The sequence below is a fragment of the Stagnihabitans tardus genome (assembly GCF_009925085.1).
Lineage (GTDB): Bacteria > Pseudomonadota > Alphaproteobacteria > Rhodobacterales > Rhodobacteraceae > Stagnihabitans > Stagnihabitans tardus.
Genome location: NZ_JAABNR010000001.1, coordinates 184,617 through 201,076, shown reverse-complemented (window position 1 = coordinate 201,076; position 16,460 = coordinate 184,617). Strand labels below are relative to the sequence as shown.

At 65.9% G+C, this 16,460-nt stretch carries 16 protein-coding genes and 2 tRNA genes; 9 read left to right on the top strand and 9 right to left on the bottom strand.

What is annotated here, in order from left to right; all coding sequences use genetic code 11:
• Positions 1-35 precede the first annotated feature (35 nt).
• The 7 genes from GV832_RS00945 (at position 36) to speB (ending at position 5,977) form a co-directional block, all read left to right on the top strand.
• A tRNA-Leu gene (locus tag GV832_RS00945) sits at positions 36-122 on the top strand.
• 7 nt (positions 123-129) lie between these two features.
• The gene (locus GV832_RS00940) at positions 130-447 is read left to right on the top strand and encodes a hypothetical protein (protein ID WP_168772934.1); all 318 of its coding nucleotides are present in this window, start codon (positions 130-132) and stop codon (positions 445-447) included.
• A gap of 51 nt (positions 448-498) precedes the next feature.
• A complete protein-coding gene (locus tag GV832_RS00935) occupies positions 499-1,593 on the top strand; it encodes an ABC transporter ATP-binding protein (RefSeq protein ID WP_168772933.1) in 1,095 nt (364 codons plus the stop codon).
• Positions 1,594-1,655: 62 nt separating this feature from the next.
• The gene (locus GV832_RS00930) at positions 1,656-2,726 is read left to right on the top strand and encodes an ABC transporter substrate-binding protein (protein WP_168772932.1); all 1,071 of its coding nucleotides are present in this window, start codon (positions 1,656-1,658) and stop codon (positions 2,724-2,726) included.
• A 71-nt stretch (positions 2,727-2,797) separates the two neighbouring features.
• Positions 2,798-4,048 (top strand): ABC transporter permease, encoded by a 1,251-nt coding sequence (locus GV832_RS00925; protein WP_168772931.1) that lies wholly within the window; start codon positions 2,798-2,800, stop codon positions 4,046-4,048.
• 4 nt (positions 4,049-4,052) lie between these two features.
• Positions 4,053-5,027 (top strand): ABC transporter permease, encoded by a 975-nt coding sequence (locus GV832_RS00920; protein WP_168772930.1) that lies wholly within the window; start codon positions 4,053-4,055, stop codon positions 5,025-5,027.
• Positions 5,024-5,977 carry an agmatinase gene (speB, locus tag GV832_RS00915; protein WP_168772929.1) on the top strand — a complete coding sequence of 318 codons (954 nt, stop codon included), beginning with the start codon at positions 5,024-5,026 and terminating at the stop codon, positions 5,975-5,977. Before GV832_RS00920 ends, speB begins: the two co-directional genes overlap by 4 nt.
• Positions 5,978-6,140: 163 nt before the next feature.
• On the opposite strand, the gene GV832_RS00910 is transcribed toward speB, so the two are convergent.
• From GV832_RS00910 to GV832_RS00880, 7 genes are read right to left on the bottom strand one after another with little or no spacing between them, the layout of a single operon-like run.
• A complete protein-coding gene (locus GV832_RS00910; RefSeq protein WP_168772928.1) occupies positions 6,141-7,076 on the bottom strand; it encodes an AEC family transporter in 936 nt (311 codons plus the stop codon).
• Positions 7,076-7,864 (bottom strand): MBL fold metallo-hydrolase, encoded by a 789-nt coding sequence (locus tag GV832_RS00905; protein WP_168772927.1) that lies wholly within the window; start codon positions 7,862-7,864, stop codon positions 7,076-7,078. Before GV832_RS00905 ends, GV832_RS00910 begins: the two co-directional genes overlap by 1 nt.
• Positions 7,861-8,649, bottom strand: a complete 789-nt coding sequence (locus GV832_RS00900; protein ID WP_168772926.1) for a TatD family hydrolase — start codon at positions 8,647-8,649, stop codon at positions 7,861-7,863. Before GV832_RS00900 ends, GV832_RS00905 begins: the two co-directional genes overlap by 4 nt.
• 16 nt (positions 8,650-8,665) lie before the next feature.
• Entirely contained in the window at positions 8,666-9,778 is a 1,113-nt protein-coding gene (locus GV832_RS00895) for a DNA polymerase III subunit delta' (RefSeq protein ID WP_168772925.1), read from the bottom strand.
• A complete protein-coding gene (gene tmk, locus GV832_RS00890) occupies positions 9,775-10,371 on the bottom strand; it encodes a dTMP kinase (protein ID WP_168772924.1) in 597 nt (198 codons plus the stop codon). Before tmk ends, GV832_RS00895 begins: the two co-directional genes overlap by 4 nt.
• Positions 10,371-11,510, bottom strand: coding sequence for a D-alanyl-D-alanine carboxypeptidase family protein (locus tag GV832_RS00885; RefSeq protein WP_168772923.1), 1,140 nt, complete (start codon positions 11,508-11,510; stop codon positions 10,371-10,373). Before GV832_RS00885 ends, tmk begins: the two co-directional genes overlap by 1 nt.
• A 12-nt stretch (positions 11,511-11,522) precedes the next feature.
• The gene (locus GV832_RS00880) at positions 11,523-12,422 is read right to left on the bottom strand and encodes an SPOR domain-containing protein (protein ID WP_168772922.1); all 900 of its coding nucleotides are present in this window, start codon (positions 12,420-12,422) and stop codon (positions 11,523-11,525) included.
• Between the two features lie 175 nt (positions 12,423-12,597).
• Here GV832_RS00880 and GV832_RS00875 point away from each other — a divergent pair.
• Both GV832_RS00875 and cysE read left to right on the top strand, forming a co-directional pair.
• A tRNA-Ser gene (locus GV832_RS00875) sits at positions 12,598-12,687 on the top strand.
• Positions 12,688-12,746: 59 nt separating this feature from the next.
• Entirely contained in the window at positions 12,747-13,568 is an 822-nt protein-coding gene (gene cysE, locus GV832_RS00870) for a serine O-acetyltransferase (protein WP_168772921.1), read from the top strand.
• 250 nt (positions 13,569-13,818) lie between these two features.
• On the opposite strand, the gene GV832_RS00865 is transcribed toward cysE, so the two are convergent.
• Entirely contained in the window at positions 13,819-15,099 is a 1,281-nt protein-coding gene (locus GV832_RS00865) for a dihydrolipoamide acetyltransferase family protein (protein ID WP_168772920.1), read from the bottom strand.
• Between the two features lie 9 nt (positions 15,100-15,108).
• A complete protein-coding gene (locus GV832_RS00860; protein WP_168772919.1) occupies positions 15,109-16,455 on the bottom strand; it encodes a pyruvate dehydrogenase complex E1 component subunit beta in 1,347 nt (448 codons plus the stop codon).
• Positions 16,456-16,460 lie beyond the last annotated feature (5 nt).

The window sequence follows — 16,460 nt, the reverse complement described above, 5'->3', positions numbered from 1 at the left end:
CTTCGCTATGAAGCCCCCATCCAAGCCGGATCGATGCGGATGTGGCGGAATTGGTAGACGCGCAGCGTTGAGGTCGCTGTTCCTTAACCGGAGTGAAAGTTCGAGTCTTTTCATCCGCACCAATCCAGCTTGGATCTTGAACAGGGCGCAGCGCAAGCTGCGCCCGTTTCGTTTGGCCCAGGGCCCTGGGCGCTTTTGCACGAAAAAGCGGAGATTCCCGAAAAGCCTGTTTGCGCAAACAGCCCCAGGACAGAATCGCCCCTTGGCCTCGGCTTGGCGATTGGCGCGGCAATTTTCGCCCTTGGCAGGAAAATCCTTGTAACCCGTGGTGAAAAAGACGGCGTTTCTCGCCTGAATGCGGCGCAAAAACCCCTTTTCCGCGCTTTTGCATGGCGCATCCTTGACCGCATCAGAAGTGAATTGCACAGCAAGCCTCCATCGGCTTAAGTCGCAATCAACGGGACCGAAAACAGGCCCGACCGGGGAGACGTAAAACCTATGACCAGCCCGAACGAGGCGTTCGTCGCTTTCGAGCATGTCCAGAAAAGTTACGACGGCGTGTCGCTGGTCGTGAAGGATCTGAACCTGGCCATCGGCAAGGGAGAGTTTCTGACCATGCTCGGGCCCTCTGGCTCGGGCAAGACCACCACTCTGATGATGCTGGCGGGCTTCGAGACCGCAACCCATGGCGAGATCAAGCTGGACGGGGTCAACATCAACCTCGTGCCGCCGCACAAGCGCGGCATCGGCATGGTCTTCCAGAACTATGCGCTTTTCCCGCATATGACGGTGGGGGAGAACCTCTCCTTCCCGCTGGAAGTGCGCGGCATGGGCAAGTCCGAGCGCGAGGCCAAGATCAAGCGCGCGCTCGACATGGTGCAGATGGGCGCCTTCGCCAACCGCCGCCCGGCGCAGCTTTCGGGCGGCCAGCAGCAGCGCATCGCCTTGGCCCGGGCGCTGGTGTTTGATCCCAAGCTTGTCCTGATGGACGAGCCGCTGGGCGCGCTGGACAAGCAGCTGCGCGAACATATGCAGTTCGAAATCAAGCACCTGCACGAATCTCTTGGCATCACCGTCGTCTATGTGACCCATGACCAGGGCGAGGCCCTGACCATGTCCGACCGCGTCGCGGTCTTCAACGATGGCCGCATCCAGCAGCTGGCCCCGCCCTCCGACCTCTACGAACGCCCCGAGAATTCCTTCGTCGCGGGCTTCATCGGCGAGAACAACAAGCTGCAAGGCACGGTCGAAGAGATCGGCCAAGGCACCTGCACCGTGCGTCTGGCCACCGGAGAGGTGATCGACGCCACCCCGGTCAACGTGACGCAAAAGGGCCAGAAGACGCTGGTCTCGATCCGCCCCGAGCGGGTGGAATACAAGCCCGAGCTCTTCCCCGCCGGTGCCCATTCCATCGACGCCGAGGTGCTGGAGTTCATCTACATGGGCGACATGTTCCGCACCCGTCTGCGCGTCGCGGGCTCGGAAGACTTCGTCATCAAGTCCAGGAATACCCAAGGCCAGCGCATGCTGCGCCCGGGGGAGAAGATCAAGGTGGGCTGGCATCCGCAGGATGCACGGGCGCTTGACCCATAAGCCCAGCCTTGGGACCAAACCGGGGTCAACCCGGAACTTATAAATTCAACAAGGAGACCAGAATGAAGAAACTTCTCATCCTGACCACCGCGCTTTCGACCTTTGCCTTCGCGGCACAGGCTGACGTGACGGTGATGTCCTGGGGTGGCGCTTACGGCGCCGCGCAGACCGAGGGCCACCTGAAGCCCTTCACGGCTGAAACCGGCATCGGCACCGTCATGGTGGACAGCGACAACCCCGCCACCCCGATCAAGGCCATGGTCGAAGCGGGCAACGTCACCGTGGACGTGGCCTCGGTCGAATATGCCGACGCGATCCGCCTCTGCGACGAAGGCGTGCTCGAGACGATCGACATGGCCGCGCTGCCCCCGGGCGACGATGGCACCCCGGCGGCGGAAGACTTCATCGCCGGTGCCGTGACCGATTGCGGCGTCTCGACCGACGTCTGGGCCACGGTCTTCGCCTATGACACCACCAAGTTCCCCGAAGGCCCGAAGACGGCTGCCGATTTCTTCGACCTGGCCAAGTTCCCGGGCAAGCGCGGCCTGCACAAGGGCGCCAAGGCGGTCCTGGAATTCGCGCTGATGGCCGATGGCGTCGCCCCGGCTGACGTCTACACCGTCCTGGGCACCCCCGAGGGCGTGGACCGCGCCTTCGCCAAGCTCGACACGATCAAGAAGGACGTCGTCTGGTGGGAAGCGGGTTCCCAGGCGCCCCAACTTCTGGCTGACGGCGAAGTCGCCATGACCTCGGCCTACAACGGCCGGATCTTCAACGCCGCCATCGCCGAGGGCAAGCCCTTCCAGATCGTCTGGGATGCGCAGATCTACGAGAACGAAATGTATGTCGTTCCGAAAGGCGCGCCGAACAAGGACCAGGCGATGCAGTTCATCGCCTATGCGACCTCGACCAAGGGTCTGCGTCAGCAGGCGCAGCACATCTCCTATGGTCCGTCGCGCCATTCGTCGCTGAAAGAGCCGCTGATCTTCCAGGACGGCAAGACCGAGATGGGCCCGCATATGCCCACCGCCCCGGCCAACATGGCCAATGCGCTGGGTTCGGACTTCCAGTTCTGGGTCGACCATGACGCGGAACTGAACGACCGCTTCAACGCCTGGCTGGCCGCGAACTAAGACCCTGGGGCCGCCCCGCGCGGGCGGCCCCTTTTTGACCCTCGGGTCCGCGTTTTCCCCCGGAGATCCCCATGGCCGATGTCTCACAGGCCCCTTTGCAGACGGCCGATGGTCGCCCGCTGAAAGCCGCTTTGGCCAAGGCCCAGGCCCGCGCCAAGCGCCGCGCCTTCCTTCTGGTCCTGCCGCTTCTGGCCTTCGTGCTTCTGACCTTCGTCCTGCCCATCCTGCAGATGCTGCAGCGGTCCTTCTATCACGACGGTTTCTCGGCCAATGCGCCCGCGACGGTCGCCTGGCTGGAGGAACATCCCCAGGGATCCGAGATCGATGAGACCGCCTATGCCGCGCTGGTCAGCGACCTGGCCGCCATGCAAAAGGCCAAGACGGCGGGGGCTGCGGGGACACGGATCAATTACACCTATCCGGGCACGATCAGCATTTTCAAAGAGGCCGCGCGTGAGGCTGCCAAGCTTCAGCCGCCCTACAAGGCGGCCCTGGTGGCGCTGGACAAGAAATGGGAGGACCCGCTTCTCTGGGTGACCTTCCGCCATGCCGCGAGCCCATGGACCACCGACTTCTACATGGTCTCGATGGACCTGCGCCGCTCGACCGACGACGGCTTGCAGCGCGCAGAGCCCGAGATGCGCATCCATCTGCAGCTTTTCGTCAAGACCTTTGGCCTTTCGGCGCTGATCACCGGGCTTTGCCTGCTCCTGGCCTTTCCGATTGCCCATCTTTTGGCCATCCTGCCGATGCGCAAGTCGAACCTTCTGATGATCCTGGTGCTTTTGCCCTTCTGGACCTCGCTTCTGGTGCGGACCTCGAGCTGGATCGCGCTGGGGCAGGAGAGCGGCATCGTCAATGACATCCTGGTGGGCATCGGGATCGTGGCCGACGACAACCGCATCCAGATGATGTACAACAAATACGGCACGATCCTGGTCATGACCCATGTGCTTCTGCCCTTCATGGTCCTGCCGCTTTACTCGGTCATGCGGGTCATCCCGCCGTCTTACGCCCGCGCCGCGCGGAGCCTGGGGGCGACCTCCTGGACCACTTTCCGCCGCATCTATCTGCCCCAGACCCTGCCGGGGATCGCGGCCGGCTCGCTCTTGGTCTTTATCCTCGCGGTGGGCTATTACATCACCCCGGCCCTGGTCGGCGGGGCGGATGGCACGCTGATCTCGAACCTGATCTCCTTCCACATGGCCAAGGCGAACTGGAGCCAGGCTGCCGCGCTGGCCGCGATGCTCCTTGTCCTCGTCCTTATCCTCTACTGGCTCTATGACCGTCTCATCGGCATCGACCGCCTGAAACTCGGGTGAAACCATGGCCCTTCCCGTCTATGCCTCGCCTTTGGAGCGCGTCTGGTATTACGCCTTCCGCGTGATCTGCGCCCTGGTCTTCGTCTTCCTGATCGCGCCGATCCTGATCGTCATTCCCCTGTCCTTCAACGTCGAGCCCTATTTCAGCTTTACCGAGAAGATGCTGGCCCTGGACCCCGCGGGCTATTCCTGGCGCTGGTATGACACGCTTCTGACCTTTGGCGTGAACGCGCCCGAGGATGCGGTGCGCGATGGCTCATGGTGGGCGCAGGTCTGGGCGGAGGCGACCTGGATCAAGGCCGCGAAGAACTCGCTCTGGGTCGGGTTCTGGGCCACGATCCTCGCCACCGTCCTGGGGACCACGGCGGCCCTTGGCCTCTCGCGGCCCGAGATGCCTTACCGGAGGCTCATCACCGCGATCCTTCTGTCGCCGATGATCGTGCCGATCATCATCATCGCGACGGGGCTCTTCTTCGCCTATTCCTCGACCTGCCTGCCGCAGGGCAATATCCTGGCCGATGCCTTCTCGCCCTTCCTCTCGGCCAAGGGCTGCCTTGCGAACACCCACCTGGGCATCATCATGGCCCATGCGACGCTTGGCATCCCCTTCGTCATCATCACGGTGACGGCGACGCTCTCGGGCTTTGACCAGAGCCTCATCCGCGCCTCGGCGAGCTTGGGCGCAAGTCCCCGGACGACCTTCTTCAAGATCATCATGCCGCTGATCCTGCCCGGCGTGATCTCGGGCGGTCTCTTCGCCTTCGTCACCTCCTTCGACGAGGTCGTGGCCGTGCTCTTCATCGCAGGCCCCGACCAGCAGACCATCCCGCGCCAGATGTGGAACGGCATCCGCGAGGCGATCTCTCCGGCGATCCTCGCGATTGCCACGATCCTGGTCATCGTCTCCATCGCGCTCCTGGCCACGGTCGAGCTTCTGCGCCGCCGGTCCGAACGCCTGCGCGGAGTGACGCCACAATGAACGACTACGAGGCTGGCCGCCTGAACCTGCCCTTCGTCGGCATCGCGACCTTTGGCAAGCGCCCTTACGTCGGCGACTGGAGCGCCATCGACGCCGATGTCGCGGTCCTGGGCGCGCCCTTTGACTTTGGCACCCAGTTCCGCGCCGGGGCCCGTTTCGGGCCAAGGTCGGTGCGCGAGGCCTCGACGCTGTTCTCCTTCGGCCATGCCGGGGCCTATGACCACGAGGAGGACGCGACCTATCTGCCGAAATCTGTGCGGATCGTCGATATCGGCGATGCCGATATCGTCCATACCGATACGGCGAAAAGCCACGCCAATATCCGGGCCGGGGTTCAGGCGATCCTGGCCGCAGGCGCGCTTCCGGTGGTGATCGGCGGAGACCACAGCGTCAACATCCCCTGCATCGAGGCTTTTGAGGGCCAGGGCCCCATCCATATCCTGCAAATCGACGCCCATCTCGATTTCGTCGATGAGCGTCACGGGGTGAGGGTCGGCCACGGCTCCCCCATGCGGCGCGCGGCAGAGAAGCCCTGGGTGACGGGGCTGACGCAAGTGGGCATCCGCAATGTCTCCTCCACCGCAAAGGACGGCTATGACGCTGCCCGCGCCATGGGGTCGGATATCCTCTCTGTCCGCCAGTTCCGCGCCTTGGGCCCCGAGGCCGTCGCCGCCCGCATTCCGGCAGGCGCAAGGGTCTATGTGACGCTCGACATCGACGGCTTCTGTCCCTCGATCGCCCCGGGCACCGGCACGCCCAGCCACGGCGGGTTCCTCTACTACGAGGTTCTGGAACTCCTGCAACAGGTGGCCAAGACCCATGACGTCGTGGGCATCGACCTGGTGGAGGTCGCCCCCGACTATGACCCCAGCCAATCGACCCAGATCCTGGCCGCGCAAGTGCTGTTGAACTTCCTGGGCTTCATCTTCCACGCCAGGGGCGCGCGGTAAGGAAGAGCCTCCGGCGGGGATATTTCAGCAAATATGAAAGGGCGCCCGATCCAGGGCGCCCTTTGGCTTTCAATTTGGCCGAAATATCCACGGGGATTTTCAAGGGGGCCGTGGCCCCCTTGAAGCGGGGGGCCGGGGGCGGCAGCCCCCGGACCCCCCCTGGTTACGGCAAGACCGACAGCCAGAACCACACGGACAACAGCGCCAGCCCCGTGCCCCACAGCACCGCCGAAGCGGCCGAGCGGCGGCCGATCCCGTACATATGGGCAAAGAGATAGGCATTGGCGCCGGGCGGCATGGCGGCCGTCACCACCGAGGAGCGCATCGCGCCGATGTCCAGCGTCAGAAGCTGGCCCATGCCCCAGGTCACCGCCGGATGCACCACCAGCGCCAGGCCCACGATCAGCGCGATGACGCCCTTGTCTCCCTCGGGCTTGTAGCGCCACAGAACCCCGCCCAGACCAAACAGGGCGGTGGGCAGGCCCGCCTTGCCCAGCATCTCGGCGCCCGCATCCAGGGCTCCGGGCAGGGGCAGGCCCGACAGGTTCACCGCAAAGCCAAGCGCCAGGCCCACGACCAGCGGTTGCTTGCCGATGGCGCGGGCGACCTTGATCCCCAGAACGCGGGGCGAGAGGCCCTGGCCCTTGTGCCGCACCAGCTCCATGAAGGTGATGCCAAAGGCGTAGAACATCGGCGAATGCATGGCGATGATGGCGTAATTGCCGGTCAGGGCACCGGTCCCATAGGCGCGCTCGGTGATGGGCAGGCCCAGAAGCAGGGTGTTCGAGAACATCGCGGCAAAGCCCACCGCAACACATTCGTCCAGGGGGCGGCGGAACAGCTTCCAGGTCGCGAAGAAGGCCAGGAAAAAGCACAAAAAGGCCCCGGCGTAGAAGCTGGCCAGAAGGCCCAGGCCGAAGTCGGCCTTCAGGTCCATATGCACCGCCTGGCGGAACAGGAGGCAGGGCACGGCAAGCCCTTGCGCAAACCACATCAGCGCGTCGATGGCCGGATCGGTAAAGCGCCCGGCCCGGGCCAGGGCATAGCCCGCGCCCAAGACGACGAAGACCGGCAAGATGACGTCGAGGAGAAGGCCCATCAGAGGGTGATGACCTGGCCGTCGAAGGCAGGTTCGACGCCCGGGGGCAGCTCCTCCACCAGGGTCGCGTAATCCATGTCCAGGTGCATGTTGGTGATGACCGACCGCTCAGGGCGCGCGCGGGCGATCCAGTCCAGCGTCATGGCAAGATGCGCATGGGTCGGATGGGGCTTGCGGCGCAGGGCATCGACGACCCAGCACTTCAGCCCCATCAGATGCGGCCAGCTCTCCTCGGGGATGGCGACCGCATCGGGCAGATAGGCGAGGCCGCCCACCACGAAGCCCAGGGCCTCCATCGCGCCGTGATCGGCGGTGAAAGGGGTGAAGCGGATGGGACCGCCCGCGCCAGGCACCTCGAAGGGCCCGTCGATCGTGTTCAGCGTCAGGATCGGCGGATAGGGCGAGTTCTTGGGCTGGACGAAAGCATAGCCGAAGCGGGCGATCAGGGCCTCTTCGGTCGGGCCATCGGCCCAGACGGGCAGGCGGTCGCGCAGGTTGAAGACGATCTGGCGCAGGTCGTCGATGCCATGGGTGTGGTCGGCATGGGAATGGGTATAGACCACGCCGTCCAGAGTGCCGACGCCTGCCGACAGAAGCTGTTCGCGCATGTCCGGCGAGGTGTCGATCAGCACCCGCGTCACGCCCTTTGGCCCGGTCTGCTCCACCAGCATGGAACAGCGGCGGCGGCGGTTCTTGGGGTTGGTCGGGTCGCAATCGCCCCAATCCCCGCCGAGGCGCGGCACGCCGCCCGAGGAGCCACAGCCCAGGATGGTAAAACGCAGGCTCATCTTGCTGCCTTCGTGAAGAGCCGGTCGAAATTGGCTGTGGTGGCGGCCGCGAACTCGGCCTCGGTCACGCCGAAGACCTCGGCGCCCTTGCGGGCGGTGAAGGCGGTATAGGCGGGCTCGTTCCTTTTGCCGCGATGGGGGATCGGGGCCAGGTAGGGGCTGTCGGTCTCGAGGAGGATGCGGTTCAGCGGCGCATCGGCGAAGATATCGCGCAGCTCCTGGGATTTCGGGAAGGTCGCGATGCCCGACATGGAGAGGTAAAAGCCCATCTCCAGCGCGGCCTCGGCGAGCCTGCGGCCCGAGGAGAAGCAATGCATCACGCAAGGATAGGGTTTCACCGCCATCCCCTCGGCCAGGATCGCCTCCATATCCTCGTCGGCGGCGCGGGCATGGATCACCAGGGGCAGCTGGGTTTCCTGCGCGGCCTCGATATGGATGCGCAGCGAGGTCTTTTGCACCTCGGCGCTTTCGGCCGTGTAGTGGTAATCCAGCCCCGACTCCCCGAAGCCCACGAATTTAGGATGGGCTGACAGCGCCACCAGCTCCTCGACCGAGGTCAGGGGCTCTTCGGCGGCCGACATCGGATGGGTGCCTGCGGTGTAGAAGACGCCGTCATGGGCCTCGGCCAGGGCGCGGACCCGGGGCTCGTGCTTCAGCCTGGTGCAGATCGTGACCATGCGCGTGACCCCGGCCTCGCGGGCGCGGGCGATGATCTCGGGCACCTGGCCCTCGAAATCGGGGAAATCCAGGTGGCAATGGCTGTCGACGAGTTCAAAGGACGGCATTTGTCACCTGTGGGCGTCACCGCTGCGAGATCAGGGCCGCCGTTTCTTCCATGCGCAGGAACATATCTAGGATGAGCGCGGAAGGGTCAAGGTTCACCGCCCGTGCCGCGCGCGCGCGCAGGCCCAAATGTTGCGCCAAGTCGGCCCAATCGCGCGCCATGCCCGGATCCTGGGCGAGGCGCTCGATCAGGGCGGCCTCGCCGGGGGCGGCCTCGGGGGGGATCTCGCGGGTCGTGCCCGCCCGGGCGAGGCGGGCGAGGAAGAGGTCGATGAGGGTCACGGTCAGGTCGAAGGCCTCGGGCCGCTTGCGGTCGGCGGCCTGGTCGGCCAACTGGCGGGCGAGGCTGCGGTCGAGGCGGGGCAGGGTCTCGATCAGCCGGACGAGGGCCGCGTAAAGCGCGAGCCCGTTCAGATGGGTCAGGCGGAAGGCCTCACCGACAGAGCCTCCTGCCAGTTCGGCCAGGGGGGCGGGGTCGATGACGCCGGCCCCCGCCGCCTCCATCGCCCGGGCGAGGTTCGGGGCCGAAAGCGCCATGAGCCGCAGGTCGCGGGTGCGCGAGCGGATCGTGGGCAGAAGGCCTGCGGGCTGATGGGTGACCAGAAGGAAGGTGACCTTCGGCGGAGGCTCCTCCAGGAGCTTCAGGATCGCATTGGCGGCGTTGCGATTCAGGTCATCGGCCGCGTCGATGATCACCACGCGGCGGCCGCCATCGGCGGCAGAGAGGCCGAGGAAGTTCCTGAGGGCCCGGGTCTCGTCCACCGTGATCTCGGCGCGGAGCTTCTCGCCCTTGTCGTCCCAGGGGCGGCGGAGGAGGAAGAGCCGAGGCTCCGACAGGGCCAGGAGCCGGTGGGAGACGGGGTGATCCTCGGGGATATCCAGGCTGCGCGGCGGCGGGGGCGCGAACATGCCCTCATCCTCCGGCGTCGCCAGCAGGAACCGCGCGATCCGCCAGGCCAGGGTCGCCTTGCCCACGCCCTTGGGGCCCGTGATCAGCCAGGCATGGTGCATCCGGCCCGAGTTGAAAGCATCCAGAAACAGGGCCTCGGCCTTTTCATGGCCCAGAAGCACATGGGTCTCGCGCGGGTGGGGGGCGCCTTCCAGGCGGTCGGGCTCGAGGGGCTCGGTCATAGATGCGACAGGATTTCGGCGGCGATCTCGGCCTGCGAGCCGGTGCCGTCGATGACGCGGAAACGGGGGGCCTGGGCCAGGGCGAGGAAGCCCGCGCGCATCCGCTCTTGCATGGTGAGGCCCATCTCTTCGAAGCGCATCTCGACGCCCGCGCGGGTCTGGGCGCGGGAAAGGCCGACCTCGGCGGGCAGGTCGATCAGGAAGGTCAGGTCGGGCTCGACCCCGATCATCAGGGCGTGAAGCTGATCCACCGTGGCGGACAGGTCCCCACGAGAGATGCCCTGGTACATCCGGGTGGAATCCGCGAAACGGTCGGTGATCACGGTCGCCCCCCGGGCCAGAGCCGGACGGATGGTCTTTTCCAGGTGGTCACGGCGGGCGGCGGTAAAGAGCAGGATCTCGGTCTCGGCAGACCAGCGGTCGGGGTCGCCCTCCAGCACCAGGCGGCGGATTTCCTCGGCACCCGGAGAGCCTCCGGGCTCGCGGGTCAGGACCACCTCCTCGCCCCGCGCGCGCAGGGCTTCGGCCAGAAGACGGGCCTGGGTGGATTTGCCAGACCCGTCAATGCCTTCGAAGGAGATGAACCGCCCCATCAGATGCCGTATTGGCTGCGCAGCTGCGTCAGGGCCACGAACATCCGGTCGACGAAGCCCGCAGGGGCCACCTCGGCCGTGGTCACCAGGTCGACGACCTGGTCGGGCAGTTCCGGGCGGCGGATCACCAGCTTGGCGACCTTGGCGCCCTTGGCGATCGGGGCCTCCAGCGGGCCGGTATAGATCACCTCGGCCTGGACCTCCTTGCCGGTGCCGGCCGGGATCAGGAGCCTGACGTCGCCCTCGGTCGCGAGCCCCACCTTGGGCGCGGCGCCGAGGAAGACATCGGCCTCGGCCACCTGAACCCCGGCCTTGACCACGGTCTTCAGGGCGAATTGGCGAAAGGCCCAGTTGGCGATCCGCTCGGCCTCCTCGGCGCGTTCCTTGTCGGTGGCCAGCCCGTTGAAGACGAAGACGATCCGCCGATCCCCCTGCTTGACCGAGCCCACGAGGCCGAAGCCCGCCTCTTGCGTATGGCCGGTCTTCAGCCCATCGGCGCCGGACACCACCCCCAGGATCGGGTTGCGGTTGTTGGCATTGGCCGGGGCGCGGTCCTTGTAGTTGTATTCGGTCTCGGCGAAATAGGGGTAATACTCCGGATAGGCCGTGATCAGATGCACGGCCAGAAGACCCAGGTCCTTCATCGACATGCGCTGATAGGGGTCAGGCCAGCCCGAGGAATTGGCGAAGGTCGATTGCTCCAGCCCCAGGGTCTTGGCGCGCTCGGTCATCTTGCGGGCGAATTCCTCCTCGGAGCCCTCCAGCCCCTCGGCCACCACGGTGCAGGCGTCGTTGCCGGAATTGACCACCATGCCGCGGATCAGCTCTTCGACCGTGGGGCGGTCGGTTTCCTGCAGATACATGGTCGAGCCGCCCATGGCGGTGAAGCTCATCGCCTTGGCCGAGACGCCAAAGGTCGTGTCCATCTGGACCCGGCCCTCTTTCAGCGCCTCGAAGAGCATCTCGATGGTCATCAGTTTCGACATCGAGGCGGGGGGCACGGAGTCCGAGCCGCCCTTGTCCAGGAGGACCGTGTTGGTCGTCATGTCATAGACCCAGGCATGGGTGGCCTTGGTCTCGAAGGCCTGGGCCGTCGTCACCGACAGGACCAGGGCCGCAAGGAAAGAGATCAGACGCATGGGCGGGCTCCTTCAGCGTTTCAGAAGGTAGGCATCCTGGAAACCGGCCGATTTCACCGTGGCCAGCGTGGCGGCATCGCCCTTGGTGGTCACCGACCACAGGTCCTTGCCCTGGCTGGTTTCCTTGGCCGAGCGGGCCTCGATCCCCACGGCTTTCAGCACATCGACCGCGCGCTTGGCATTGGCCTCGACCGAGAAGATGCCGACCTGGATCGTGCGGCCAGAGGCGGCGGCGGGTTGCGTGGTCTTGGGCAGGTCGGCGCCGAGCGCTTCGGCGCCCGTATCGGCGGCGGGCTTGGCGGCGGGCTTGGCGGTGGGTTTGGCGGGTGGGGCTTCGGAACCCGCGACCGTTGCCGTCTCGGGCGAGGCCGCGTCGATGGCGGCGGCGGCCGTGGTCACCACGTCGCCCTCGATCGGCATGGCTTCGGTGTTGCTGTCCAGAAGCGGCGCCTCGGCCTCGGGCTCGGCGACCGGGGCCTCTTCGCGGCGCAGCGCCGTGACAGAGATCGTCGCGGGCTCACCGGCCAAGAGGCCAAGCGCCTCGGCGGCGTCGGAGGAAAGCTGCAGTTTCGGACCGGGCAGGGCCTCTTCGCGGCGGAAGAGGCCGCCGATCACGAATTTGCCATTGGCCGGGTTGCGCAGGATGACGCGTTCGGGGTCCTTGGCATCGGCCGAGGCGACCCAGACGCCGCCCAGCGAGGGTCGGCCATCCCAAAGCGCCTTGTCCTCGGTCTGGAAGATCTCGGGCGCCTCGACATCGCGGTCGACCAGCCGCGAGGAAGTGGCTGCGGGCGCCTCCCCCGTCAGGGCCGCGTCGCTGGTCGCCCCCATTTCGCAGCCCGTCAAAGCCAGCGAGGCCACCCCCGCCAGAACCCAAACCGACCGCATCCGTCCCGTGACTTGCCGTGCCATGCCCGAACCTCTGATTTGCCCGCGGTCTTGTGCCGCGTGAAGCTTGCAAGGGCGCCTGTCGCCCCCTTGGCGCGCATCATAGCGGCAAGCCCCGCCGCAGGGAAGGGGCGGGGCGGGTTTCTTGCCGATCCGCCCCACTGGACCCCGGCGCCGCTTCTGGGTAGAGAGGGCCAACGGAAGTGTGGCCGAGTGGTTTAAGGCTCTGGTCTTGAAAACCAGCGTGGGGGGAACCCCACCGTGGGTTCGAATCCCACCGCTTCCGCCAAACCATCTCGCAAGCCGCCCGGCGCTGTGCTAACCTGTCTGTCCAACAGGGGGTGTCCCATGCGCGATCTGAAACCGAAACTCAGCCCCGTCGACCCGGTCTGGAGCCGCATCCGCGACGAGGCGGCGGCGGCCGTCGTGGCCGAGCCGCTGTTGGGCGGGTTGATCCATGCCAGCCTCTTGCATCACGCCAGCCTGGAGCGGGCCCTAGCTTACCGCTTCAGCCAGAAGCTGGCGAGTTCCGAGATGTCCGAGCAGATCCTGCGCGAGATCGCCGATGAGGCTTACGGCGCGGATCCTGACCTCGGCCAGGCAGCGCGGGCCGATATCATGGCGATCTATGACCGCGACCCGGCCTGCCACCGGTTCTTGCAGCCGGTCCTGTTCTTCAAGGGCTTCCAGGCGGTTCAGGCCTACCGGATCGGCCATTGGCTCTGGAACCAGGGCCGCCGGGATCTTGCCTATTTCGTGCAGATGCGGGTGTCAGAGGTCTTTGGCGTCGATATCCATCCTGCCGCCCGGATCGGGCGGGGCCTGATGATCGACCACGCCCATTCCATCGTGATCGGCGAGACAGCGGTGGTGGGCGACAATGTCTCGATGCTGCATTCGGTGACCCTGGGCGGCACGGGCAAAGAGGATGGCGACCGTCACCCCAAGATCGGTGACGGCGTCTTGATCGGAGCCGGGGCCAAGGTCCTGGGCAATATCACCATCGGCCATTGCTCGCGGATTGCGGCGGGCTCGGTCGTGCTGATGGAAGTCCCGCCCTGCAAGACGGTCGCGGGTGTTCCGGCCAAGATCGTGGGCGAGGCGGGCTGTGCCCAGCCCTCGGTCTCGATGGATCAGCGGTTGAAGGATTGCGACTGCGGGGATCTTTGAGGGGGCCCCGGGCTGCGAAGATCGTCGTCGGTCGCTTTTGTCCTGACCCCCGGGAGGGTTTCACACCCTCCCGGACCCTCCCGTGGGATATTTGTGAAAAGATGAATGGAAAGAGGGCGCCTCGGTGACGGGGCGCCCTTTTCTCCCCGCCGCCCCGGGCTTGACCCGGGGCCTCTACGCGAAGAGAGCTCCCGGATGAGACAAAGGCCCGAGGTTTCCCCCGGGCCTTTTGATCTCTTGCGCTTCGGCCTCAGGCCAGCATGGCCATGGGGTTTTCCAGAAGCTCGACGATATGCTTCAGAAGCTCGTCCCCGAGCGCCCCGTCGATGACGCGGTGATCGACCGAGAGGGTCATCGACATGACCGTCGCCACGCCCAGGGTGCCATCCTTCAGGACGACGGGCTTCTTCAGCCCCGCACCGACCGCCAGGATCGCGCCATGCGGCGGGTTGATGACGGCGTCGAAATTCTCCACCCCCATCATGCCAAGGTTCGAGATCGCAAAGCTGCCGCCCTGGTATTCATGGGGCGCGAGCTTCTTGGTCTTGGCCCGGGATGCCAGGTCCTTCATCTCGGCCGAAAGGGTCGAGAGCGTCTTCTTGTCGGCATCCTTCAAGACCGGGGTGAAGAGCCCGCCCTCGATGGCCACGGCGACCGCGACATCCGAGGGTTTCAGCTTGAGGATCCGGTCGCCTGCCCAGACCGCATTGGCATTGGGCACGGCTTGCAGCGCCGCCGCACAGGCCTTGATGATGAAGTCATTGACCGAGAGCTTGACGCCGCGCGCCTCGAGCCCCTTGTTCAGCTGCTCGCGGAAGGCCATCAGCGCATCGAGGCGGACTTCCCGGCGCAGGTAGAAATGCGGGATGGTCTGCTTGGCTTCGGTCAGCCGCGCCGCGATGGTGCGGCGCATGCCGTCCAGAGGCACCTCGGTATAGGCGCGGTCGGCGTACATCTTCATGACCGTTTCCGCCGCCATGCCGGTGGGCATCGCGGCCTTTGCCGGAGCCGCTGCCACGGGGGCAGGGGCAGGGGCCGCGATGGCGACCGGAGCCGGGGCGGCCTTGGCGCCCTCGACATCCGAGCGCACGATCCGGCCATGCGGACCCGAGCCCTGGACCTTGGTCAGGTCCAGACCCTTTTCCGCAGCAATCCGGCGGGCCAGCGGCGAGGCGAAGACGCGGGCGCCCTGGGCCACGGGGGCCTTGGGCGCGGCCACGGGGGCCGCAACCACTGCCACGGGCGCAGCTGCCACCGGCGCCGCCTTCACGGCCACTTCCGCCGAGCCGCCCTCTTCGATCAGCGTGGCGATGGCGGTGTTCACCTTCACCCCCGAGGTGCCCTCGGCCACGAGGATCTTGCCGATGGTGCCTTCATCCACCGCCTCGAATTCCATCGTCGCCTTGTCGGTCTCGATCTCGGCGAGGATCTGGCCGGATTTGACCACATCGCCCTCCTTGACCAGCCATTTCGCGAGCGTCCCTTCCTCCATCGTCGGAGAGAGCGCCGGCATCAGAATTTCAACAGCCATGGTTCACCCTCACCGATAGCAGACGGATTTGACGGCGGCGACGATCTCGGCCGGCGTGATCAGCGCCAGCTTCTCCAGGTTCGCCGCATAGGGCATCGGCACGTCCTTGCCGGTGCAGGTCACTACGGGCGCGTCCAGGTAATCAAAGGCGCGCTGCATGATCGTCGAGGCCAGGTGATCGCCGATGGAGCCCACCGGGAAGCCCTCTTCCACCGTCACGCAGCGGTTGGTCTTTTGGACCGAGGCGAGCACCGTGTCATAGTCGATGGGCCGCAGCGTGCGCAGGTCGATGACCTCGGCGCTGATGCCCTCTTTGGCCAATTCGTCCGCGGCGGCCAGGGAGTGCTTCATCCCGATGCCGAAGGAGACGATGGTGACGTCTTTCCCCTCGCGCCAGATGCGGGCCTTGCCGAAGGGGATGGTGAAGTCGGGCAGGTCGGGGACCTCGAAGCTCTGACCGTAAAGGATCTCGTTTTCCAGGAAGACCACCGGGTTCGGATCGCGGATCGCCTGCTTCAACAGACCCTTCGCGTCCGAGGCCGAATAGGGCATCACCACCTTCAGCCCCGGGATCGCCGCATACCAGGCGGCGTAATCCTGGGAGTGCTGGGCGCCGACGCGGGCCGCAGCCCCATTGGCGCCACGGAAGACGATGGGGCAGCCGAGCTGACCGCCGGACATGTAATTCGTCTTCGCGGCCGAGTTCAGGATATGGTCGATGGCCTGCATGGCGAAGTTGAAGGTCATGAACTCGACGATCGGGTTCAGACCGCCCCAGGCCGCGCCGACCGCGATGCCGGTGAAGCCCATTTCGGTGATCGGCGTATCGACCACGCGCTTCGGCCCGAACTCATCAAGGAGACCTTGGGAGATCTTGTAGGCGCCCTGGTATTCGCCCACCTCTTCGCCCATCAGCATGACGTTGGGATTGGCGCGCATTTCCTCGGCCATGGCCTCGCGCAAGGCTTCCCGCACGGTCATGGTCTTCATCGGCGTGCCTTCCGCCCAATCGGGCGAGGCCTTGGAGACCACCGCCACCGGCGCGGCAGGCGCAGCCGCCACCACGGGGGCCGCAGCGACCGGGGCAGGGGCGGCCTTGGGTGCCGCCGTCTCCCCCTCTTCGCCCATCAAGAGGATCGGCGTGTTCACCTTCACCCCCGATGTCCCCTCGGCGACCAGAAGCGCCCCAACGCGCCCCTCGTCCACCGCCTCGAATTCCATCGTCGCCTTGTCGGTCTCGATCTCGGCGATGATCTGGCCGGACTTGACCTGATCCCCCACCTTCACCAGCCATTTCGCCAGCGTGCCCTCTTCCATCGTGGGCGAGAGCGCCGGCATCAGAACTTCAACTGCCATGGTCA

What these genes read in the sequence shown, in the direction of transcription:
- GV832_RS00935 (WP_168772933.1), top strand. Translation starts at nt 499, where the DNA reads ATGACCAGCCCGAACGAGGCGTTCGTCGCTTTCGAGCATGTCCAGAAA.
- GV832_RS00930 (WP_168772932.1), top strand. Translation starts at nt 1,656, where the DNA reads ATGAAGAAACTTCTCATCCTGACCACCGCGCTTTCGACCTTTGCCTTC.
- GV832_RS00925 (WP_168772931.1), top strand. Translation starts at nt 2,798, where the DNA reads ATGGCCGATGTCTCACAGGCCCCTTTGCAGACGGCCGATGGTCGCCCG.
- GV832_RS00920 (WP_168772930.1), top strand. Translation starts at nt 4,053, where the DNA reads ATGGCCCTTCCCGTCTATGCCTCGCCTTTGGAGCGCGTCTGGTATTAC.
- speB (WP_168772929.1), top strand. Translation starts at nt 5,024, where the DNA reads ATGAACGACTACGAGGCTGGCCGCCTGAACCTGCCCTTCGTCGGCATC.
- GV832_RS00910 (WP_168772928.1), bottom strand. Translation starts at nt 7,076, where the DNA reads ATGGGCCTTCTCCTCGACGTCATCTTGCCGGTCTTCGTCGTCTTGGGC.
- GV832_RS00905 (WP_168772927.1), bottom strand. Translation starts at nt 7,864, where the DNA reads ATGAGCCTGCGTTTTACCATCCTGGGCTGTGGCTCCTCGGGCGGCGTG.
- GV832_RS00900 (WP_168772926.1), bottom strand. Translation starts at nt 8,649, where the DNA reads ATGCCGTCCTTTGAACTCGTCGACAGCCATTGCCACCTGGATTTCCCC.
- GV832_RS00895 (WP_168772925.1), bottom strand. Translation starts at nt 9,778, where the DNA reads ATGACCGAGCCCCTCGAGCCCGACCGCCTGGAAGGCGCCCCCCACCCG.
- tmk (WP_168772924.1), bottom strand. Translation starts at nt 10,371, where the DNA reads ATGGGGCGGTTCATCTCCTTCGAAGGCATTGACGGGTCTGGCAAATCC.
- GV832_RS00885 (WP_168772923.1), bottom strand. Translation starts at nt 11,510, where the DNA reads ATGCGTCTGATCTCTTTCCTTGCGGCCCTGGTCCTGTCGGTGACGACG.
- GV832_RS00880 (WP_168772922.1), bottom strand. Translation starts at nt 12,422, where the DNA reads ATGGCACGGCAAGTCACGGGACGGATGCGGTCGGTTTGGGTTCTGGCG.
- cysE (WP_168772921.1), top strand. Translation starts at nt 12,747, where the DNA reads ATGCGCGATCTGAAACCGAAACTCAGCCCCGTCGACCCGGTCTGGAGC.
- GV832_RS00865 (WP_168772920.1), bottom strand. Translation starts at nt 15,099, where the DNA reads ATGGCTGTTGAAATTCTGATGCCGGCGCTCTCTCCGACGATGGAGGAA.
- GV832_RS00860 (WP_168772919.1), bottom strand. Translation starts at nt 16,455, where the DNA reads ATGGCAGTTGAAGTTCTGATGCCGGCGCTCTCGCCCACGATGGAAGAG.